The organism is Actinomycetospora sp. NBRC 106378 (assembly GCF_030269685.1).
Classification (GTDB): domain Bacteria; phylum Actinomycetota; class Actinomycetes; order Mycobacteriales; family Pseudonocardiaceae; genus Actinomycetospora.
The window spans coordinates 156,758-177,577 of sequence record NZ_BSTT01000012.1; the positions used below are offsets into that span (position 1 = coordinate 156,758).

Annotated in this window: 18 protein-coding genes; 11 read left to right on the forward strand and 7 right to left on the reverse strand. The window is 74.2% G+C overall.

All coding sequences use genetic code 11. The features are described from left to right. The first annotated feature begins 48 nt into the window (after window positions 1-48). From QSK00_RS23270 to QSK00_RS23285, 4 genes are read left to right on the forward strand one after another with little or no spacing between them, the layout of a single operon-like run. Window positions 49-1,365: an extracellular solute-binding protein gene (locus QSK00_RS23270; RefSeq protein WP_285594564.1), complete on the forward strand. Its 1,317-nt coding sequence runs from the start codon at window positions 49-51 to the stop codon at window positions 1,363-1,365. Next, window positions 1,362-2,309 carry a carbohydrate ABC transporter permease gene (locus QSK00_RS23275; protein ID WP_285594565.1) on the forward strand — a complete coding sequence of 316 codons (948 nt, stop codon included), beginning with the start codon at window positions 1,362-1,364 and terminating at the stop codon, window positions 2,307-2,309. Before QSK00_RS23270 ends, QSK00_RS23275 begins: the two co-directional genes overlap by 4 nt. A gap of 2 nt (window positions 2,310-2,311) precedes the next feature. Further along, on the forward strand, window positions 2,312-3,145 hold the full coding sequence (locus QSK00_RS23280) for a carbohydrate ABC transporter permease (RefSeq protein WP_285594566.1): 834 nt from the start codon (window positions 2,312-2,314) through the stop codon (window positions 3,143-3,145). A gap of 4 nt (window positions 3,146-3,149) precedes the next feature. Further along, window positions 3,150-4,394, forward strand: coding sequence for an ABC transporter ATP-binding protein (locus QSK00_RS23285; protein ID WP_285594567.1), 1,245 nt, complete (start codon window positions 3,150-3,152; stop codon window positions 4,392-4,394). Here the strand turns inward: QSK00_RS23285 and QSK00_RS23290 are convergent. From QSK00_RS23290 to QSK00_RS23305, 4 genes are all read right to left on the reverse strand, one after another. Next, the gene (locus QSK00_RS23290; protein ID WP_285594568.1) at window positions 4,334-4,705 is read right to left on the reverse strand and encodes a hypothetical protein; all 372 of its coding nucleotides are present in this window, start codon (window positions 4,703-4,705) and stop codon (window positions 4,334-4,336) included. The genes QSK00_RS23285 and QSK00_RS23290 overlap by 61 nt on opposite strands. A gap of 113 nt (window positions 4,706-4,818) precedes the next feature. After that, complete coding sequence (locus tag QSK00_RS23295; RefSeq protein ID WP_285594569.1) at window positions 4,819-5,442, reverse strand: hypothetical protein; 624 nt, start codon at window positions 5,440-5,442, stop codon at window positions 4,819-4,821. Window positions 5,443-5,571: 129 nt separating this feature from the next. Then, complete coding sequence (locus QSK00_RS23300; protein WP_285594570.1) at window positions 5,572-6,582, reverse strand: hypothetical protein; 1,011 nt, start codon at window positions 6,580-6,582, stop codon at window positions 5,572-5,574. Continuing rightward, a complete protein-coding gene (locus QSK00_RS23305) occupies window positions 6,579-7,913 on the reverse strand; it encodes a sodium/calcium exchanger protein (protein ID WP_285594571.1) in 1,335 nt (444 codons plus the stop codon). Before QSK00_RS23305 ends, QSK00_RS23300 begins: the two co-directional genes overlap by 4 nt. 205 nt (window positions 7,914-8,118) lie before the next feature. On the opposite strand from QSK00_RS23305, the gene QSK00_RS23310 reads away from it, so the two are divergent. Further along, window positions 8,119-9,114 (forward strand): serine hydrolase, encoded by a 996-nt coding sequence (locus QSK00_RS23310; protein ID WP_285594572.1) that lies wholly within the window; start codon window positions 8,119-8,121, stop codon window positions 9,112-9,114. Between the two features lie 76 nt (window positions 9,115-9,190). Here the strand turns inward: QSK00_RS23310 and QSK00_RS23315 are convergent, their stop codons facing one another. Further along, window positions 9,191-9,757, reverse strand: coding sequence for a TetR family transcriptional regulator (locus QSK00_RS23315; protein ID WP_285594573.1), 567 nt, complete (start codon window positions 9,755-9,757; stop codon window positions 9,191-9,193). Between the two features lie 101 nt (window positions 9,758-9,858). On the opposite strand from QSK00_RS23315, the gene QSK00_RS23320 reads away from it, so the two are divergent. Both QSK00_RS23320 and QSK00_RS23325 read left to right on the forward strand, forming a co-directional pair. Next, window positions 9,859-10,167, forward strand: a complete 309-nt coding sequence (locus QSK00_RS23320; RefSeq protein WP_285594574.1) for a muconolactone Delta-isomerase family protein — start codon at window positions 9,859-9,861, stop codon at window positions 10,165-10,167. Window positions 10,168-10,250: 83 nt separating this feature from the next. Beyond that, the gene (locus QSK00_RS23325; protein ID WP_285594576.1) at window positions 10,251-11,066 is read left to right on the forward strand and encodes a serine hydrolase domain-containing protein; all 816 of its coding nucleotides are present in this window, start codon (window positions 10,251-10,253) and stop codon (window positions 11,064-11,066) included. A 79-nt stretch (window positions 11,067-11,145) separates the two neighbouring features. Here the strand turns inward: QSK00_RS23325 and QSK00_RS23330 are convergent, their stop codons facing one another. Beyond that, the gene (locus QSK00_RS23330; protein WP_285594578.1) at window positions 11,146-11,877 is read right to left on the reverse strand and encodes a YaaA family protein; all 732 of its coding nucleotides are present in this window, start codon (window positions 11,875-11,877) and stop codon (window positions 11,146-11,148) included. A gap of 75 nt (window positions 11,878-11,952) precedes the next feature. Here QSK00_RS23330 and QSK00_RS23335 point away from each other — a divergent pair, with 75 nt between their 5' ends. The 3 genes from QSK00_RS23335 to QSK00_RS23345 all read left to right on the forward strand — a co-directional run bounded on the left by QSK00_RS23335 (window position 11,953) and on the right by QSK00_RS23345 (window position 18,831). Next, window positions 11,953-16,125: a TIGR02680 family protein gene (locus tag QSK00_RS23335; protein ID WP_285594580.1), complete on the forward strand. Its 4,173-nt coding sequence runs from the start codon at window positions 11,953-11,955 to the stop codon at window positions 16,123-16,125. Continuing rightward, a complete protein-coding gene (locus tag QSK00_RS23340) occupies window positions 16,122-17,591 on the forward strand; it encodes a TIGR02677 family protein (RefSeq protein WP_285594581.1) in 1,470 nt (489 codons plus the stop codon). Before QSK00_RS23335 ends, QSK00_RS23340 begins: the two co-directional genes overlap by 4 nt. 79 nt (window positions 17,592-17,670) lie before the next feature. Next, entirely contained in the window at window positions 17,671-18,831 is a 1,161-nt protein-coding gene (locus tag QSK00_RS23345) for a TIGR02678 family protein (RefSeq protein ID WP_285594583.1), read from the forward strand. Window positions 18,832-18,986: 155 nt separating this feature from the next. Here QSK00_RS23345 and QSK00_RS23350 read toward each other — a convergent pair whose 3' ends face one another. Further along, window positions 18,987-19,754 carry an EI24 domain-containing protein gene (locus tag QSK00_RS23350; RefSeq protein ID WP_285594585.1) on the reverse strand — a complete coding sequence of 256 codons (768 nt, stop codon included), beginning with the start codon at window positions 19,752-19,754 and terminating at the stop codon, window positions 18,987-18,989. Window positions 19,755-19,804: 50 nt separating this feature from the next. Between QSK00_RS23350 and QSK00_RS23355 the strand changes: the two genes are divergently transcribed. Next, complete coding sequence (locus tag QSK00_RS23355; RefSeq protein ID WP_285594587.1) at window positions 19,805-20,749, forward strand: TroA family protein; 945 nt, start codon at window positions 19,805-19,807, stop codon at window positions 20,747-20,749. Window positions 20,750-20,820: the final 71 nt, after the last annotated feature.

Consider the following 20,820-nt stretch of genomic DNA (forward strand, 5'->3'; position numbering starts at 1 on the left):
CGCAAGCGCTTCCACGCGGACCACGACCAGGCCCGGAGGACCACGCCCATGCGCCTTCCACCCCGACGACGGCGGAGGCCGTCCCTGGCGGCTCTCGCCGCCCTGGGCGTCTCCGTCCTCGCCCTGCTCGCGGGCTGCGCGAGCGGCCCGGTCGGACCGCCCACGCTCACCTGGTACATCAATCCCGACGACGGCGGTCAGGCCGAGATCGCGAAGCGGTGCACCGACGCCGCGGGTGGGCAGTACCGCATCGCCACCTCGACGCTGCCCCGCGACTCCGGCGACCAGCGCCAGGAGCTCGTCCGCCGGCTCGCGGCGAACGACTCGTCGATCGACATCATGAGCCTCGACCCGCCCTACATCCCGGAGTTCGCCGAGGCCGGCTTCCTGGCCCCGATGCCGCCGGGGGTGGCCGCCCGGGTCAGCCAGGGCGTGGTGCCCTCGGCGATCGAGGGCGCCTCCTGGCAGGGACAGCTCGTCACCGTGCCGTTCTGGGCCAACACCCAGCTGCTCTGGTACCGGAAGTCGCAGGTCGCCTCGATGGGCCTCGACCTCTCGAAGCCGGTCACCTGGGACCAGGTTATCGACGCCGCCGTCGCCCGCGGGACGAAGGTCGAGGCGCAGGGCAAGCGCGCCGAGTCGCTCATGGTGTGGACCAACGCCCTCGTCCGCTCCGGGGGCGGTCAGATCATCACCAACCCCGGCGAGTCGAACCCGAAGCTCGTCACGCTGGGCCTGACCGACCCGCCCGCCGTCGAGGCGGCCCGGATCATGAGCAAGCTCGCGAACTCGCCCGCGGCGCCGGCGGCGTTCTCGACCGCCGACGAGGACTCGAACTCCGAGGCGCTGCAGAGCGGGACCTCGGCCTTCATGGTCAACTGGCCGTTCGTCTGGTCGAAGGTCACCAAGGCGGCGGGCGAGGGCACCATCCCCGCGAACACGCCGGACGACTACGGCTGGACCCTCTACCCGCAGGTCCGGGCGGATCTCCCCGCGGCGCCCCCGTACGGCGGCATCAACCTCGGGATCGGGCACTCGAGCCTGCACCCGGACCTCGCCTACGCCGCGTCCGAGTGCATCACGAGCGCGCAGAACACGGCCTACTACTTCGAGTCCAACGGCAACCCGTCGGCGCGCTTCGCGAGCTACTCCGACCCGGCCGTGCTCGCGAAGTACCCCATGGCGCCGGTGATCCTGCAGTCGCTGACGCTGGCCAAGCCGCGTCCGCAGACCGCCTACTACGCCGAGGTCTCCGGCGGCCTCCAGCGGACCTTCCACCCGCCGGCGGCGATCGTCCCCGGCCCGACCAACCAGGCGGCCCAGGACCTCATCCTCGGCGTGCTGCGGAAGGAGCGGCTGCTGTGACGACCACCGTCGAGAAACCGACCACGACCTCGGCGTCCCCGAGGCACGCGGCGAGCGAGAAGTCGCGCTCCGAGGCCCGCCTCGGGTGGTATCTCGCGGGCCCGGCGTTCGCGGTGATGCTCCTGGTCACCGCCTACCCGATCCTGCAGGCGTTCTACGAGTCGCTGTTCGACTACCGGCTCACCGACCCGGCGAACCGGTCGTTCACCGGGCTCACCAACTACGGCGTCATCCTCACCGACCCCGTCTGGTGGGATGCCTTCGGCGTCACCGTGCTCATCACCGTCGTCACCGTGGCCGTCGAGCTGGTGCTCGGGTTCGCCCTGGCCCTCGTGATGGTCCAGGCGCTCAAGGCCCTGCGCCCGGTCCTGCGCGCGGCGATCCTCATCCCCTACGCGGTGATCACCGTGGTCTCCGCGTTCGCCTGGCAGTTCGCCTTCGCCCCCGACTCGGGCTTCGTGAACTCGTGGTTCTCCTTCCTCGGGCTCGCCCCCGACACCGACTGGTTCGGCAGCCCCGGCTCGGCGATCTTCGTCATCTGCCTCGCCGAGATCTGGAAGACCACGCCGTTCATCTCGCTGCTGCTGCTCGCCGGGCTCGCCCAGGTGCCCGACGTGCTGCAGGAGGCGGCGAAGGTCGACGGGGCCACCTGGTGGCAGCGGATGCGCCGGGTGACCATCCCGAACATGAAGGCCGCGATCATGGTCGCGCTGCTCTTCCGGACCCTCGACGCCTTCCGCGTCTTCGACTCGGTCTACGTCATGACGGCGGGGGCGAACGGCACCGAGGTGCTCTCGTTCCTCGCCTACCGCCAGACGATCGCCCGCCTGGAGATCGGGCTCGGCTCGGCGGTGTCGGTGCTGCTGTTCATCTCCGTCGTCCTCATCTGCGGCCTGTTCGTCAAGGGCTTCAAGGTCGACCTGTCGCAGGCTCGGGGGGAGTGAGCATGTCCACGCGCGAGAAGATCGGCTGGGGCATCGGCGGTGTGCTCATCATCGTCTACTGCCTGTTCCCCATCGCCTGGATCGTGTCGCTGTCGTTCAAGTCGTCCTCGGACATCTCGAACGGCGCGTTCCTCCCGACGATCGCGACCGACGAGAACTACGCGACCATCCTCACCGGGGACGCCGCGGAGCTGTTCCTGCCGGCCCTGCGCAACTCGTTCGGCATCTGCCTCATCGCGACGGCGCTCGCGTGCCTGCTCTCGATGTTCGCCGCCTACGCGATCGCCCGGCTCGACTTCCCGGGCAAGAAGCTCATCCTCTCGACGGCGCTCGCCGTCGCGATCTTCCCGGTGATCTCGATCGTCACGCCGCTGTTCAACCTGTGGCGCGAGATCGGGCTCTACGACACCTGGATCGGCCTGATCCTGCCCTACCTCTCCCTCACCCTGCCGATCTCGATCTGGACGCTGTCGGCCTTCTTCCGCGAGATCCCGTGGGAGATGGAGCAGGCCGCCCAGGTGGACGGGGCCACGCCGTGGCAGGCGTTCCGCAAGGTCATCGTGCCGCTCGCGGCGCCCGGGGTGTTCACCACGGCGATCATCGCGTTCTTCCTGGCCTGGAACGACTTCGTCTACGGCATCTCGCTGACCTCGACCAGCGCGTCCCGGCCGGTGCCCGCGGCCCTCGGGCTCTTCCAGGGCGCCTCGCAGTTCGAGTCGCCCACCGGGCCGATCGCGGCGGCGGCGGTGATCGTGACGATCCCCGTCGTCGTGCTCGTCCTGATCTTCCAACGGCGCATCGTCGCCGGTCTGACCAACGGCGCCGTGAAGGGATAGCACCATGGCCGCGATCGAGATGAGCCACATCGTCAAGCGCTACGGCGACGGCTTCCCCGCCGTGAACGACGTGTCGCTGGACATCGCCGACGGGGAGTTCATGATCCTCGTCGGACCGTCCGGCTGCGGGAAGTCGACCCTGCTGCGGATGATCGTCGGGCTGGAGGACATCACCTCCGGCGACATGGTGATCGGCGGGACGCGGGTCAACGACAAGGCCCCGCGCGACCGCAACCTGTCGATGGTCTTCCAGAACTACGCGCTCTACCCGCACCTCACGGTGTTCGAGAACATCGCGTTCCCGCTCCGGCTCGCGAAGGTCCCGGACGCCGAGGTCAGGGAGAAGGTCGAGCAGTCGGCGACCATCCTCGAGCTGCACGAGCACCTGCAGCGCAAGCCCGCGAACCTGTCCGGCGGGCAGCGGCAGCGGGTCGCGATGGGGCGGGCGATCGTGCGCGACGCCGACGCGTTCCTCTTCGACGAGCCGCTGTCCAACCTCGACGCGAAGCTGCGCGGCCAGATGCGCGCCGAGATCGCGCGGCTCCAGCGCCGGCTCGGCATCACCACGGTCTACGTCACCCACGACCAGACCGAGGCGATGACGCTCGGCGATCGCGTCTGCGTGCTCAAGAAGGGCGTCATCCAGCAGGTCGCCTCGCCGCGCGAGCTCTACGAGCAGCCCGCCAACCTCTTCGTCGCGGGCTTCATCGGCTCGCCCCCGATGAACTTCCTGCCGGCGTCCGCGGCGAACGGGACACTCGACACGCCGTTCGGGTCGATCACGCTCGACCAGTCCCGGGCGGCGAAGGTCGGCGATCGGGACCTCGTGCTCGTCGGCGTGCGACCGGAGATGTTCGAGGACGCCGCGCTCGTCGACGAGGCCCTGCTCGACCGGGGCGCGCGCTTCCGGGCGCAGGTCGACGTCACCGAGTGGCTCGGCGACTCGCAGTACGCCTACCTGCCCTACGAGTCCTCCCCGGAGGCGGCGGCGAAGCTCAAGGAGCTGGCCCAGGAGCTCGACGGCGACCAGCTGCGGACGCAGGCGATCGTGAAGATCGACTCCACCTCGCGGATCCGCGAGGGCGGCGAGGCCGACTTCTGGTTCGACACGCGGAAGATCCACGTGTTCGACCCGCAGAGCGGCGAGAACCTGACGCGCGACGCCGAGGCCGGCGCCGAGCTGACCCGTCAGGCGGGCGAGGACCGCCGGGCCCAGGTCGACCGGGCCCGGGCGACCGTCCCGGCCTGAGCCGCCCGCACGGACGGCACTCCCGCGACCGCCTCCGGCGGGCGGGCGGGTGCCGTCCGTGCGTCGCGGGCCCGAGGCCACGGCCCGACCGACGACAGGAACAGCACCCGGGCCAGCAGGAACAGCGCCACCGAGAGCAGGTCGGCGGTGGTGATGCCGTGCGTGGCGTCGATCGCGTAGAGGATCGGCCCCTCGATGTCGTGGTCGAGCGGCAGCCACGCGACGGCCGCGACGACGAGGACGACGGCGAACACCCGGCGGGTGAGCAGGAATCGCGGAGCGTGGTCGGTCGACCGCGTCAGCAGGGTCACGGGGGCCTCCTCGGGGTGACGGTCCCGGTGGAGACGGCGGTTCGCGACGATGCGTGACGAGTGGCGGCCGAAATGGCCACTCGTTCGAGTGACATCGCAGCCAGCCTCTGCTGTCAGAGGGTGAGGAGCGGGATCACGCTCGCGGCGACCGCCGCGGCGCCCACGACCACCCCGACGGCCGCCAGGGTGCGTCGCGGCCGTTGCCGGCCGAGACCGAGCGCGGCGGTCCCGAGCCCGAGCAGGGCGACCACGAGCACCCCGACGAGCGTCAGGTGCGACCGGCCCGGGCCGGCGACGACCGCGGTCACGACGGCGGCGGCGAGTGCGACCGCCGACACCACGGTGCCGAGCACGGCCGGCTGCGGGCCGGTGCCGGGCCCGTCGGGGAGGGCACCCCGTCCGGGCCGGGCCACGAGATCGGTGACCGCCTCCTCGGCGGGGCCGCGCACGGGCTCCGGCGCGCGCGACGCCGGTGCCGACGTCCCGGACGCACCCGTCGCCGGAAGCGGGCGCGCGGCGACGGTGGGCCGGGAGGCGGCGTCGCGGGCGGCCTCCACGCGGGCGATCGAGCGCGCCGGCAGACCCGCGCCGCCCACCTGCTCGGCGGCGTCGGGGCGGGCGCGCCGGTGCCGCGGGGCGCCGACCAGGGAGGCCGCGGCGACGGTCGCACCGGCGCCGTCGGCGTCCGGGCTGCGGTGCCGGCCCCTCGACGGCGACTCGTCGGGCTCGCCGCTCACGCCGCCCGGTCGCGCCACCTGGACGGACACCCGGACGGGGCCGCGACGGTTCGACGGGCGCGACATGGCGACGGATTCCCTTCCGTGGCGGACCAGGCGTGGGGAAGATCGATGCCCGCGACGGCGGCGTTACCCCGCCGTGACGCGCTCGGGATGCTCCTGCAGCCGGTGCCACGCCATCGCGAGCTGGGTGGCGATCGGTCGGATCACGCGGACGTCGTTCCAGTAGAAGGGGTGGACGAGCGGGGTCCAGCCGAGCCACCACGGCCCGACCGCGACGGCGCGATCCTCGACGACGGCCTCGGCATAGGCGTCGTTGAGCGGGCGGATCGGCGCCGCGATGACGTCGTCGGGGTCCCAGACGTTCACCCACTCCCCGCCGACGTGCGGGTGCAGCCGGTCCAGCTCGGGGTGCGGCACCGTGATCGGCGTGCCGAAGTCGGGGTGGCGCTGGGCGAACAGCGCGAGCGGCGAGCCGAGCGTGTAGAACCAGCCGAGGGTCTCCCCGCGTTCGGCGGGGGTGTCGCCCAGCTCGGCGGCCACCTCGGGGGCCACGCCGGCCGACCCGTCCGGGTGGAGGCCCTCCGTGGCCTGCAGGTCGTAGAAGAAGTTGCTCGCGACGACGGAGCCGAGGGAATGCGCGAGCACGCAGACGGGGGCGTCGTCGCCGGCCTCGCTCGCGAGGTCGTGCAGGGAGCTCGCGAGGACCCGGTGCACCCGGTCGTAGAGCGTGCGGTCGACCGCACCGGCCTGGTAGCTGATGGCGTCGCCGAGGTAGTGCACCACCAGCCAGCGCAGCGTCGGGAAGTGGAAGCCGGGGCTGCCGGGCAGGCTGCGGACCAGGCCGGAGGCGACCAGCCCGAGCAGGGCGGACACCGAGCCGCGGTCGGTCGCGCCGCCCAGGGCGTCGAGCACGTCGAACACGCCCTCGGCCTGCTGGCCGCCCATGCGGCGCAGGAGCTTGTCCTGCCGGCCCTCGTAGACCGGCGCCCAGAACGCCGTCCGGAGCACCAGTGCCTCGTCCGCGTCGACCCCGGCGATGCGGGTGAACTCCGCGCGGAGCAGGTCCATCGAGGTGTCGGCGAACCGGTCGTCGGCGATCTCCACGCCATGCACCCACATGACGGCCAGCCGCGTCACGCGTTCTCCTTCGTGAGCTCCGAGTAGGGGGTGCGCAGCCCGTCGCGGACGAGCCCGACCAGCGCCTTCCGCTGTCGCACGAACAGCACGAGCGCCAGCACGACGTAGACGGCCGAGAGGATGAGCAGCTCGGTCTCCTGCAGCGCCGCGGGCAGGAGGGCGGCGAGCAGGAACTGTGCGACGAAGAGCCCGAGCAGGGCCAGCGCGCCCTTGACCGAGATCGAGAGCGTGACGAGCAGCGCGACCGCGAACAGCGACTGCGCGGCGGTGAGCAGCAGCTCCTCGCGCTGGTCGACGTCGATCGGCAGCCCGTTCAACGACCCCGCGGCCAGCGCGAACACCAGCGGCAGCGTGCCGACCAGCAGCGACCACTGGTTGACCTTCGACGAGACCAGGGTGGCCAGCGCGTCGGTGGTCTTCAGGCGCCAGGCGTAGAGCCCGGCGACGAGCAGCTCCGGGGCCTCGGACGCCAGCGGTGCGAGCCACTGCACCAGGAAGAACTGGCTGATGCCGAGCTCGGTGCCGGTCTCGACCAGTGAGTCCGCGAAGTGCTCGGCGCAGGCGATGATGATGGCCGCCGCGAGCACGAACAGGCCGATGTACCAGGCGCGGCGCGGGGTGGCGGACTGCTCGCCGATCCAGGCGGAGGGCCCGATGAGGTCGGGCTCCTCCGCGGGCGCGCGGGCCACCCGGATGCTGTACCCCACGAAGATGCCGACGAGCACCACGAGGTCGACGAACGTGATGCTGACCCGCAGCGGCAGGGTCAGCGAGTAGACGGTGGCGAGCAGCAGGAACATCAGCGGCACCGAGTCGGTGCGCTGGAGCGTGACGCGGGTGGAGTGGCCTTCCCGGTGCGCGGTCCCGCCGTCCCCGATCTCCCCCGAGCGGCCTCTGGAGGTGCGCAGCCGGATCGCGGCGAGCAGCACGACGAGCGCCCAGCCGACGCCGACCAGGATCCGGTTTGCCCCGGTCATGTTCGCGAGGGCGAGGCCGCAGGGCGACTGGTCGGTCGAGCCCGGCGGCAGGCACGTCGGGCCGTACTGCGCGTAGGCGTTCCCGCCCTGGATGGTGAAGACGAAGTCGACGGCGTACTCGGGCAGCACCGCGACCAGGGCGAGCAGGGCGATCGCCAGGCCGGCCGAGATGTCGACCTGGGCCGCCTCGGCCGCCCAGGAGAGCAGAAACGCGGCGCCGACGATCGCGAGCCCGTAGAGCAGCGCGTCGACCGGCGGGGAGATCGACAGGCCACCCAGGCTCATCGCGACGCCGGGCACGGCGACGGCGACGGCGCCCGCCACGAGGAGGGGGGAGCTGGTACGGGCGGGCATGTCCGAATCCCTACCCGAGTCCGACCTGCTCCACCCCCCGGAAACGCCGGATCACCCCCGGTGTTCGTCCGGTGATCGACGTGCGGCACCGTGACCTCCGCCGTCCCCGACCGTTCAGAGCATCGCGATGAGCCTGCTGTCCGATCCGTCACGTTCCACCCGGTCCGTCACACGGGCGGAACACGGAGCTGCGCATCATCGGGCGGTGACACGTTCGGGGGACGGTCGGGCGGGGCGTCGCCGCGCCAGGTCCCGACGGCGGGGCCTGCTCGGACCCTCGCGCCGCCCCGGTTTCGCACGCTCCCGCCGGGCCCTGCTCGGCGCCACCCTGCTGGTGGTGCTCGTCCTGGGCGGCCCGCTGCTGGTCGGGCTCCTGGACCCGTCCGTCGAGACCGAGCAGGTGGCGCCCGCGCCGACGCCGGTGGCGGCACCCTCGTCCGCGCCGGTGCCCGCCCCCACCACCGCTGCGGCACCGGCTCCCTCCCCGGTGCAGGCCGCCGTGGAGGCGGCCGACGCGACGGTGACGCGCCGGGGCGCCGACGTCGGGATCGCGGTGCTCGACCGGACCACCGGGGCGCTCGCGCTGAACGACGAGGCCGACGACGCCATGAACTCGGCGTCGCTGTCCAAGCTGCTGACCGCCGTCGACCTCCTCGACCGGGGGGCGGCGGGCACGGTGGCGGTGAGCGCGCAGGACCGGCGCCTGGTCCGGGCCGCGCTCGGGCCCAGCGACGACCCCTCGATGAACGCCCTCTGGAGCCGCTTCGGGGGCCAGTCGGGGATCACGCGCGTGATCGAGCGGCTCGGTCTGCAGGACACCGCGGTGCCCGACGACCCCTCCCAGTGGGGCGAGGTGCAGCTCTCCGCCCGGGACATGACCACCGTCGTCCGTCACGTGCTCGAGGCGATGGCGCCGGCCGACCGCGACCTCGTGCTCGGTGCGATGTCCGCGGCCCCCGACACCGCGTCCGACGGGTTCGACCAGGCGTTCGGCCTGCTCGCCCCCGACCGGCGCGGGGCGGCCGCGAAGCAGGGGTGGCTCTGCTGCCTGCAGAGCTCGGTCGACCTGCACAGCGCCGGGGTGCTCGACCCCGGGGGCCGCTTCGTCGTCGCCGTGCTCTCCAACCAGCCGTTCGGCTATGCGGCGGCCCGGTCGGTGCTCGACGACGCGGTGGGGGCGCTGCGGGACACGCTGGTGTGAGGCGTGCCCACCTCGTGGCAGGAAAGCGTCGTTGCTGTCACCCAGTGGCAGGTGAGCCGCTTCGTCGCCGGGCGTCTCACCCGGGGAGGGTGGCGCGCAGGGCTGCCAGGAGCTCGTCGCAGATGGTGACCAGGTCCTCGACCTCCTCGTCGGCGTCGAGCCACCGTTCGTAGGCCGTCAGGAACACCTGGACACCGACCCGGGCCGCGACCGGGGCGAGTTCCCTTCCGACTCCTCGCCGCACGAGGACGTCGGCGAACTCGAGCGCCAGGGTGTGCTGCTTGACCAGGTCACGCTCGAGGAGCCCCGGGTTGGCCGCGATGACGGACTGGCGTTCCCGCAGGGACCGGCGCGGGGCGAGTCCCTCCCAGTGGTGTCGTGCCAGCTCGCCGACCACCGCCCGGAGCGGGTCCGCGACGGAGGGCGCCTCGAGGAGTGCCTGCACCAGGGCCGCACGCACGTCATCGGTGTCGGCGAAGAGGACCTCCCGCTTGTCCGGGAAGTACCGGAAGAAGGTCCGGGTGGTCACCCGGGCCCGACGCGCGATCTCGACGACGCTCGTGTCCTCGAACCCCTGCTCGCGGAACAGCTGGAGCGCGGCCGCGTAGAGCCGTTCCTCGCTGCCCTGTTCCCACCGCGGCACGGGCCGACGATACCGGGTGATGACACACCGCGACATCAGGAGCTACCGTGATGTCACGGCGCGACATCACCTCCCGCGTCGACCGGCGAACGGAGATCGGCATGGACTTCCTGGTGCGAGCGACGCCGACGAACGGGCTGCTCGACCTGCCCGGCGAGGAGCGCGACCTGCTCATGGCACGCGAACGTGAGGTCGCCTCGGCGCTCATCGAGGCGGGCCCGATCACGTGGATGTGGCGGCTCCCGGGTACCGGGACCAGCGTCACGATCTGGAACGCCGAGGACGTCGAGACGCTCGAGAGGCATCTCGGCACGCTCCCGGTCCGCCCTTACAACGTCCTCGAGATCACCGCGCTGGCGGCGCACCCGGCGTTCCCGACCCCGTTGCGAGCCATCCACGCATCGGCGTGACCGCCGGGCCCGCCGCCGGCTCCGGCCCGCCGTCCCCTGTCGGCGTGCTGCCCGGACCCTGTCGGGAACTAGGGTTCGCCGCCGTGGAGAGCCTCGCGCGGGTGGACGACTGGCCGGTGGAGCACGTGGCGGTCGCGGTGGTGACCGGCGACGGCACCGACGTGGCGAGCCACGGGCCCACCGACCGCCGGTTCCGGCTCGCCTCGGTGACCAAGCCGCTCGTGGCGGTCGCCGCGCTGCTGGCGGTCGAGGAGGAGGCCATCTCGCTGGACGACCCGGCGGGTCCCGAGGGGTCGACGGTCCGGCACCTGCTGGCCCACACCTCCGGCCTGGCGTTCAACGAGCAGAAGGCGATGGCCGAGCCGGGCACGCGGCGGCTGTACTCCTCCGCGGGCTTCGAGGTGCTGGCCGACCACGTCGCGGCCTCGACCGGCATCGCGTTCCCCGACTACCTGCACGAGGCGGTGTGCGAGCCGCTCGGGATGGGGTCCACGACGCTCGAGGGCTCGGCCGGGCACGGTGCCACGTCCACCGTCGACGACCTCGTGCTGCTCGCCCGCGAGCTGCTCGCCCCGACCCTGCTCGCCCCCGAGACCCTCGCCGAGGCCACCTCGGTGCAGTTCCCCGGCCTGACGGGGGTGCTGCCCGGGCTCGGGTACCAGAAGCCGAACGACTGGGGCCTGGGCTTCGAGCTGCGCGACCACAAGTCGCCGCACTGGACCGGCACCGACAGCTCCCCGGCCACCTTCGGGCACTTCGGCCAGTCCGGCACGTTCCTGTGGGTCGACCCGGACGCCCGCGCCGCGTGCGTGGCGCTCACCGACCGGGACTTCGGCGACTGGTCCAAGGAGGCGTGGCCGCCCTTCACCGACGCGGTGCTGGCGGAGCTGCGTTCCTGACGACGGGTCCCCGACGCGGCAGGAAGGCGTCGTCGCTGTCACGTGATGACAGCAACGACGCGTTCCTGCCACGGGGCACTCAGCGCGGCACGACCAGCAGCAGCGAGGTCTCGTCGGCCTGCTCGACGCGCAGCCCGGCGTCGGCGAGGACCGCGAGGACGCCGCCGGTGTCCCTCGGACGACGGCGGGTCGAGGCGAGCAGGCGCGCGACCCGGCCCTTGGACGACTTGTTGGCGTGGCTGACCGTGCTGCGGGACCCGTCCTCGGCCTCGGAGACCACGTCCAGGGTCGTCGCGCCCACCGCCGGGGCGAGCGCCATGTAGCCGCCGGAGCGGAGGTCGACGACGTGCTCGCCGAGATCGGCGAGGACGGGTCCGAGCACGGGGCGCCACACGGTGCGCAGGCCACCGCGACCGGGGAGGGCCGAGTCGGCGGAGAGCCGGTAGGCGGGGATCGGGTCGGTCCCCATGACCAGCCCGAACAGGGCCGAGCAGACCGCGATCCGGCGGCGGGCGCCCGGCGTCAGGGACCCGGCGTCGAGCGCGTCGTAGAGCACCCCCGTGTAGCGGCGCAGGGCCGGCGCGGTGCGGGAGGTGCGCAGGGCGGCGTTGCGCTCGATCTCGTCGTCCTGGCGTTCGCTGATCCCGAGGGCCGCCCGGGCGGCTGGCACGTCGTCGGCGAGGGCGACGACGTCGTCGAGGAGTTCGGCGCGGGTGTCGGTGAGGGCCGGGAAGGACAACGCGTCGAGGTCGAGGGGGGCGCCGCGTCCGCCGGCCGCCTTGGTCTCGGAGGGTGGGAGGACGACGAGCACGCCGGACATGATCTCCCGCGGCCGGGGAGTCCGCCGCCGTCGGGGGCGGGCGGCGGGTTCCGTACCCTCCTCCGGGTGGATTGCGCAGCCCGCTGGCAGCCGTCGCGTGCCGGGATCCTGAACGTCTACCAGTACCAGGACGAGGTCCTGGAGTTCGGCGGCGGCCGGCTGCTGCTGCGCGGAGTGAACGGCTCGGGCAAGTCGACGGCGATGAACATGCTGCTGCCGTTCCTGCTCGAGGCCGACGTCCGCAAGATCGACGCGGCCGGCGAGCAGCGCGGGGTGCTGCGCTCCTGGATGCTCTCCGACAACGACGACACGCAGCGCACCGGCTACCTGTGGATCGAGTTCGTGCGCGACGGCGAGTACCGCACGGTGGGCTGCGGCATCCGCGCGAACCGGTCCACCGACCGTGTCACCACCTGGTGGTTCTCCACCGACCGGCGGGCCCGCCTGGACTTCCGGCTGACCGAGGCCGACGTGCCGTTCTCGGTCGACGCGCTGCGGGCCGAGCTGGGCGTGCGCGGGCAGGTGTTCACCTCGACCGCCGAGTACCGCGCCGAGATCGCCCGCCGCTTCTTCGGCGGCACCGACCCGACGGCGTACTTCCGGCTGCTGCACCAGGTGCGCAACCCGAGGGTCGGCGACCGGATCGACACCGACCTCCCGCGCACCCTGCGCGAGGCGCTGCCGCCGGTGCCCGAGGACGCGGTGAACGACGCCGCGCAGCCGCTCGAGGACCTCGAGGACCACCGCCGCAACGTCACCGACCTGGCCGCGACGGCGACGGCGCTGGACGGGGTCGTCGAGGTCTACACCGACTACGCCCGCCGCGTGCTGATGACCGCCGTCGAGGGCGCGGCGTCCGCCGTCGACGCCGCCCGCACGGCCGGCAGGCGCGTGGAGCGCGACCGGGCCGCCGCGCAGCGGGCGGGGACCGCGCGCGACGACGCCGTCCGGGCGGTCGGCGACCTGGCCGACGAGCACGCCCGGGCCACGGCCGAGCGGCAGGGGCTGGTGAGCCTGCCGGAGTACTCCGCGCACGCCGACCTCGTCCGCCGTCGCGACGAGCTGGGCCGTGCCGACGAGGCCGCCGGCACGCTCGACGGGGTCCGCACCCGCGCCCTGGCCCGCGTGACCACCGCCGCCGCCGGCGCGACGGCCGCGAAGGGTCAGGTGGAGTCCGACCTCGCCGGGATCGCCGAGCACCTCCGGGGCGTGGCGACGGCCGCTCGCACCGCCGCCGCGCCGGTCCGCCTCCCCGACCCGCCCGCGCTCGCCACCGAACCGCGGGACGATGCCGCGAGCGGCACCTCGCTGGCCGTCCCGGAGGACGACCTCGACCCCGTGGACGACCTGCCGCCGGCCCTGGTCGCCGTCGGCGACGGTCTCCGGGCCCACCGGGCCACCGTGCGCGAGCTGCGGGAACGCGCCGCCGCCGCCGACCACGAGACGGCCGCCGCCGACCGCGCCGACACCGAGGCCGCCGAGGCCGGCGAGCGCGCCGCCGAGGCCGCCGAGCAGGCCGACGTCGCGCGTCGTGCTGCTCGGGTGGCGGCCGACGAGCACGCGGCGGCGGTCGGTACCTGGCACGAGCGGCTCGTCGCGCACGTCGCGGCGGTCCCCGCGGCCGAGCCGGACGGCGTCGCGGGCTGGCTGGCCCTGTCGTCCGGTCCCGACGACGCCGACGACACCGACGACACCGAGGCCTCCGACGACCTGCGCGCCCGCGCCGAGAGCCTGGTCGGCGCCGTCCGACGCGTGGCGGACGAGGCCTCCGGGGCGCTCGCCGGGGCCCGCAGCCGGGCCACGGCCCGCGTCGGGGAGGCCGACGGGGAGCTCACCGCCCTGCGCGCCGAGCACGCACGGATCGAGGCGGCGGGCGAGCTCCCGCTGCCCCGCGAGCCGTGGCGCACCGACAGCGGCGTCGAGGACGCGGCCCTGTTCGCCTCGCTGGTCGACTTCGCCGACGACCTCGACGACGCGGGCCGGGCGGGCCTCGAGGCGGCGCTGGAGGCGTCCGGGCTGCTCGCGGCCCGCGTCGAGGCCGACGGCCGCATGCTCGGCGCGGACGGCGAGCTGTTCCTGACGACGGGTGCGGCCGGGTCGGCGGAGCCCGGCTCGGGGCCGCGGCTGGTGCCGGTGGACACCGGCACCGTGCCGGTCGACGTCGTGGCCCGGGTGCTCGCCGCCCTCGGGACGGCGCCGGGAGACGCCCTGTGGGTCGGCGAGGACGGCTCGTTCGGGGCGGGGCCGCTGCGCGGGCGGCACACGAAGCCGGCCGCCGAGTACGTCGGGGCCGGGGCACGCCAACAGGCCCGTGCCCGTCGGCTGGCGGAGCTCGCCGCGCTGGTGGCGGACGCCGAGGCGCGCCTGGCCGCCGTGCGAGCCGTGGCAGCCGCCCTCGACGAGCACGCCGACCGGCTGCGCCGCCTGGTCCGCGAGCTCCCCGGCACCCGCACCGTCGACGACGCGGTGGTCGCCGCGACCGGGGCCGCCCGGTACGCGCAGGAGGCGCAGGGGCGGGCGGCCGAGCGGGCAGCGGCGGCCGCGGACACCCGCCGTCGGGCCGACGACCTCGTCGCGCGCCTGCAGCAGGAGGCGGCCGAGACCGGGCTGTCGACCGACCCCGAGCGGCTCGAGGGCCTGCTGGAGGCGGTCACCGACGCCGAGCGGGCCCTCGCCGCCGTCGACTCCGCCGTGGAGCGCACGCGGCGCAGCGTGCGGTCGTGGCGCGAGGCGATCGCGGGCTGGGACCGCGAGGTGGCCGACCTGGCCGCGGCGGTGGCCGACCACCGGGCCGCGGCCGGTCACGCGGCGTCCGTGCGCACCGAGCTGGAGACCGCGGAGTCGGCGCTCGGGGAGGAGCCCGCCAAGGTCGCCGCGCGGGTCTCGGAGCTGGACACGCACCTGCGGGAGACCGCCGCCCGCCTCGACGCGGCCCGCGAGGAGCAGACGACCGCGACCGTCGCCGTCCGGGAGGCGGAGCTCCGCGTGGAGGCGGCGCGCGAGACGCTGGCCGAGCGGGAGAAGGCGGCCGTCGGGGGCCGGGCCCGCCTGGTCGACGCGCTCGAGGTACCCGGGCTGCTGGCGGCGGCGGAACGCGACACCCAGGAGCGAACGAACGGCACTGTCGCTCACATAGATGCTGCGAACGGGCCGCTCGCTCAGGACGGGGACGTGGCGGACGGCGGTACGGACTGGTCCGAGGAGCCGATCCCCGTCACCCCGGACACCGTCGAGGGCGCCGCGGACCTGGTCGACGCGCTGCGCGCCCGGCTCACGGCGCCGCGGCGTCAGGTCACCGAGGACGCGCTGGAGAAGGCGCTGCGCGAGACGCGGGACCACCTGGCGTCGGGCTGGGACATCGAGTCCCGGCGTGGCGCCGACGGCGCGCCGCTCGCGGTCCACGTCACCGGGCCGACGCGCGCGGTGCTCGCGCAGATGGTGCATCGCGTCGCGATCCAGCGGCGGCGGGCGACGAGCCTGCTGTCCGCCCAGCAGGACCAGGCGCTGCGGAACCTGCTGCACGGCCGGATCGCCCGGGAGGTGGCGGACGCGCTGTTCGCGGCCGGCGAGCTCGTGGACCGGATGAACCGGATCCTGCGTGGGGTCACCTCCAGCCAGGGCATCGGCGTGCGGCTGCAGTGGCGTCCGCGTGGGGACCTGGAGAGCGAGACGGCGACTGCGCTGGCCTTGCTCGGCAAGCACCCCGACCTGCGCTCGCCGGAGGAGGACGACCAGGTCCGCGAGGCGGTGAAGAGCCTCGTCGAGCAGGCGCGGACGGCCGACCCGGAGGCGTCGTACCGCTCGGTGATCGGTGACGTCCTGGACTACCGGACGTGGCACGAGATGCGGATCTACCTGCGACGGCCGGGGCGCAACGACGAGCTGCTGACGCGGCGGACCACGTTGAGCGAGGGCGAGAAGAAGCTGGTCACCGTGCTGCCGATGGCCAGCGCGGCCGCCGCGAGCGCCGCGGCGCACGACCCGCACGGCGTCGGCGCACCGCGGCTGGTGCTGCTCGACGACGCGTTCGCGAAGGTCTCCGAGGACAACCACGCGAAGCTGTTCGGGCTGCTCGTCGACCTCGACGTGGACTTCGTGGTCACCTCCGAGCGGCTGTGGGGCACGCATCCGAGCGTCCCCGAGCTGGCGATCACCGAGGTGCTGCGCGACCCCGAGCTGAAGGCGATCGCCCTCGTGCACTACCGCTGGAACGGCACCGAACTGTCGGTGGGCGCATGACGGCGACGATCCGGCCGGTCGTCTTCTCCTACGTCACCGAGTCGCCGGACTACCGCTGGATCCTCGGGGTGTTCGCGGGGACCTTCTTCGCGGAGCTGACTCCGGGCGAGGTCACCGCGCGACTCGCGGAGGCCGGGCACGAGCTCGACGAGCCCACCGTCAAGATCCGCCTCGACCAGCTCCGGGTGTGGGGCAACCTCGAGGTGTCGGCGTCGGTCGGGCAGGTCGGCACGGTCGAGGACTACTACCGGCGCCGCGACCGCTACCTGATCACCCGGGTCGGGCAGGAGGTGCACGACCTCGTCGAGGGCGTCCTCGCCCAGGTCGACGACGTGCGCGACGTGTCGCTCGGACGGCTCGACCAGCTGCGCGTCGCCCTGGAGGAGCTGGGCGGGCTCGACGCGGCCACCGCCCCGCCGGACCGGCTCGCCGCCGCCGTGCGGGCGGTGTTCGACCCGCACGTCGCCTTCTCCGCGGAGATCACCCAGTTCTTCGCCGCGATCAACCAGTGGCAGTCGCGCTTCGACCTGGACGAGGACGAGTTCGCGTTCTTCTCCGAGGTGCTCGTCGGCTACGTCGGCGAGCGGCTGGAGACCCTGCACCGCGCGGCCCGCCCGATCGCCGCCCTGCTCACGGAGCTCGGACCCGTCGTCGGGACCCTGGTGGAGCGCGCGGCGGACGGTCTTGCGGCCCGGGTGGCCGCCGCCGGCCTGTCGACCGTGCGCGTGCGCCGCGCGCCCGGGGCGGCCGTCGCCGACTGGGAGAACCTGGCGTCCTGGTTCGTCTCGACGCCGGGCCGCCCGAGCCGCGTCCAGACGCTGGAGCGGGACGCGGTCGACGCCGTCCGGACCCTCACCCAGAACCTCACCCGGCTCTCCCGGACCGGGACGGCGGGGTCGTCGCGGCGGGTCGACTTCCTGCGGCTCGCGGGGTTCTTCGCGCACGCCCCGGCGCCGCGGGCGCACGAGCTCGCCGCGGCGGCGTTCGGGCTCTACGGCGCACGCCACCTCGGTGGCGCCGGCGGTGACGACACCGACCCGGTGGACGCCGGCGTGTCGTGGTGGGACGCACCGGTCGCGACGATCCCGGTCTCGCTGCGCGAGCGCGGGGACACGACGAGCCGGGGCCGCACCTCGCGGGTGCAGGACCGCACGCAGGAGCGGCGGCACCTGCTCGCCCGGAAGGCCGAGGTCGAGCGGTCCGCGTCGGCCGCGCGTGCCGAGCTGCTCGAGGTCGGCGCGGACGGCTTCCGCGCCCGCCTCTCGGAGCCCGCGCTGCGGGAGCTGCAGCGGGTGCTCACCCGCGCCGTCGCGGACCTCGGCCCGGCCTCGTCGTCGGGGTCCGTCGTCCTGGACGGTGTGCGCTGCGAGGTCCGGCGTGAGCCCGGCACGACGACGAGCGTGCCCACCCACGCGGGCGCGCTGCGCGTGGAGGGGCTGGCTCTGACGGTGGAGGCGGCGCCGTGAGCTCGTCCGCCGTGAACGAACGGCACTCTCGCGCGCGTAGATGCTGCGAAAGTGCCGCTCGCTCGGAACGGGAGGCCCCGTGAGCGCGCCCGCGACCGACCCGCAGCGCGACGGCGAGCTCGTCGCGGCCACGCGGGCGCTCCTCACCCGGCCGTGGCGCACGGCCGAGACCGACCCGGAGCTCGTCGCGTCGATCCGCCGTCATGCCGACGCCCTCGACGCGTGGTTCACCCAGGAGCTGAACTACCGGCTGGTGGTCACGGCGGACACCGCCCGCCTGGTGAAGACCGGGCACGTCCCCGCCGACCGGCCCCTGCGGACCGTCTCCGCCTCGCCGCGCCCCTTCACCTCCGCCGAGTACACGGCGCTGGCACTGGTCCTCGCGGCGACGACCTCCGGACCCGACCGGACGAGCCTGCGCGACCTCGTCAACGCGGTGCACTCCGCGGCGGCCGAGGCGGGCGTCGTGCTGGACACGGACGCGGCATCCCGGCGGGCGCTGGTGACGGCGCTGCGCTGGCTGATCGCGCAGGGGATGCTCCGCGAGCTGGACCGCGGCGTGGCCGTCTACGAGCACGACGCGGACGCCGACGCGCTGCTCGAGGTGCGTCAGGACCGGATGGCGCTGCTGCCGACCGGCGCCGTCGTGGGCGCGGAGACGCCGGACGAGCTGGTCGAGCGGGCCCGCGAGCGGGGGTCCGCAGCGACGGCGGTGCGGCGGCGGCTCGTCGAGGACCCGGCCGTGCTCGCGTCCGACGTCGACCCCGCGCGCTTCGCCGAACTGCGCCGCCGCGCCGGGGACGAGGGCCGGCGGATCGAGGCGCGGACCGGGCTCGTGCTCGAGGCGCGGGCCGAGGGCTTCGCGGCCCTCGACGTGGACGGTGGGTGCTCCGACGTCGCCTTCCCGACCGGCGGGACCCTGCCCCACGCAGCGTTGTTGCTGGTCAGCGAGCTGGTCTACCAGTTCCGGCCGGCGGACGACCCGGACGCGATCCCGTGGGCGTCGGTGCGCGAGGTGCTCGACGAGCTGGTCGCGGAGCACGGGCGGTACTGGTCGAAGGCGGCGCTCGCCGACCGCGACCGGTTCGCCGCCGACGTGCTCGCGCTGCTGGTCTCGGTGCGGTTGGTGGTGGTGGAGGACGACGGGGCGGTGCGGGTCCTGCCACCGGCGGCGCGCTACACCCCGGAGGTGACCGTCGTCGAGGGTGAGGACGTCGAGGAACAGCCGACGTTGCTGTAGCCCGCCTCGTGGCAGGAAAGCGTCGTTGCTGTCGTCCAGTGGCAGGGAAGCCACATCGCCGTCGTCCGGGATGCCCTGACCGACGCCGGTGTCGTCGCGCGGCACCCGCCGGACCTGCTTGCCGCTGCCGTCCGTGAGGGGAGGATACGAGCGCTCTAGTGGGGTGAGGGTTCCCCTCGCGCCGGAACGGGCGACGTCGGCTCCCCCTGCAGCTCCCGGGCCACCAACGTCGCCGCAGCCGCCCCGATCGGCACCGCGACGATGCCGACCAGCGGGATCAGGCAGAGCAGGTAGGTCGGCACCCCGACGGCCCAGCCGAGCAGCCGGCGGGATCGCACGACCCGTCGTCGGGACCCGAACCCCAGGCCCCGCCGCTCCAGCGCGGGGGCCGTCAGCTCCAGCACCAGCAGCCGCCCGCCCACCAGCGCCGCGACCACCGGCACCACCGTCTGCCCCACGACCGGCAGGAACCCGGCCACGAACAGCGGGATCGCCACCAGCACCGAGAGCCCGACGAGCAGCAGCCCGTCCCGCGTCGAGGCGACCCACGAACGCCGCGGCCCGGTCGGCACCGCGCCCACCGAGTCGTCGACGATCTCGGAGAGCCGCTCGTAGAACGGCCCCCCGATCGCGAGGGTCACCGCCACGAAGGTCAGCACACCGACGAGCGCCACCGCGGCCAGCAGAGCGATCCCGACGACCACCTCGGCCACCTCCCGCGCGGCCGGCGACCAGGCGGCGGCGAACGGCGTCAGCAGCCCGACCAGGTCGCCGAGGTACCGGGCGAGGACCACGATCGCGACCGTGTAGAGCAGCGCCGTCACCACCGCGGGCAGCGCCCCGAGACGGAGCAGCCGCGGGGAGCGCAGCACCATCCCGGCGCCGCGGGCGTAGAGGCGCAGACCGAGCAGCAGGTCGGACACGTCCGGATCGTCCCATCACCGGAACGCCACGACGGGCCTAGCCTCGGGGGATGCGGATCGCGTCGCTGCTGCCCGCCACCACCGAGATCGTGGCCGCGCTCGGCCGCGCCGACGACCTCGTCGCGATCACCTTCGAGTGCGACCACCCACCCGGCCTCACCGCACCCGTCGTCGTCCGGTCCGCCCTGGAGCCCGGGATGACCCCGGGGGAGATCGACCGCACCGTGCGGGAGCGCGCCGCCGCCGGGCTGCCGATGTACGACCTCGATCGCGAAGCGCTCCGCGCCGCCGCCCCCGACGTGGTGCTCACCCAGGACCTCTGCGGGGTCTGCGCGCTGCCCGGCCACACCGTCGCCGAGGCGCTCGTCGAGATCGGCCTGCCCGACGTCGCCGTCCACTCCTTCGACCCGCACACCCTCGACGAGGTGCTCTCCGGCATCGCCGACCTCGCCGCCGCCATCGACACGGACGCGACGGCGATGCTGTCCGACCTGCGTCGACGCCTCTCGGCGGTGGACGCGGCCCTGGCCGCCGAGCCCCGTCCCCGCACCCTCGTCCTCGAATGGACCGACCCGCCGTTCCTGCCCGGGCACTGGGTGCCGGAGCTCGTCCGTCGTGCGGGGGCGTTCCCGACGGCCGGTGCGGACGGCGGGCGCAGCCGCGCGGTGACCTGGGAGGAGCTGGAGTCCCCGGACGCGGTGGTGGTCACCCCGTGCGGCTACGACCTCGACGGCGCGCTGCAACAGGCGGGACCGGTCGCGGAGCGCTTCCCGGACGTGCCGGTCGTCGCGATCGACTCGGCGGCCTACGTGGTGCGGGCCGGGCCACGGCTGGTGGACGGCATCGAGGCGCTCGCCCACGCGCTGCACCCGGGTGCGGTGCCGGAGCCGGGGGAGGTGCGCTGCGCGCTCGTGAGCAGAGAAGGTCGCCACCGCGACCTGTCTGTGCTCAGGACATCGAGGACAGTTGATGTCTCAGCACATCGCGGACACTGAGCAGGCCCGCTGGGTGGGTTGGTCACGGTGGTGACCAGCCTGCTCGGCTGTGGGCAGGACAGGGTTCGAGA

What these genes read in the sequence shown, in the direction of transcription:
- QSK00_RS23280 (WP_285594566.1), top strand. Translation starts at nt 2,312, where the DNA reads ATGTCCACGCGCGAGAAGATCGGCTGGGGCATCGGCGGTGTGCTCATC.
- QSK00_RS23285 (WP_285594567.1), top strand. Translation starts at nt 3,150, where the DNA reads ATGGCCGCGATCGAGATGAGCCACATCGTCAAGCGCTACGGCGACGGC.
- QSK00_RS23270 (WP_285594564.1), top strand. Translation starts at nt 49, where the DNA reads ATGCGCCTTCCACCCCGACGACGGCGGAGGCCGTCCCTGGCGGCTCTC.
- QSK00_RS23355 (WP_285594587.1), top strand. Translation starts at nt 19,805, where the DNA reads ATGCGGATCGCGTCGCTGCTGCCCGCCACCACCGAGATCGTGGCCGCG.
- QSK00_RS23305 (WP_285594571.1), bottom strand. Translation starts at nt 7,913, where the DNA reads ATGCCCGCCCGTACCAGCTCCCCCCTCCTCGTGGCGGGCGCCGTCGCC.
- QSK00_RS23340 (WP_285594581.1), top strand. Translation starts at nt 16,122, where the DNA reads ATGACGGCGACGATCCGGCCGGTCGTCTTCTCCTACGTCACCGAGTCG.
- QSK00_RS23320 (WP_285594574.1), top strand. Translation starts at nt 9,859, where the DNA reads ATGGACTTCCTGGTGCGAGCGACGCCGACGAACGGGCTGCTCGACCTG.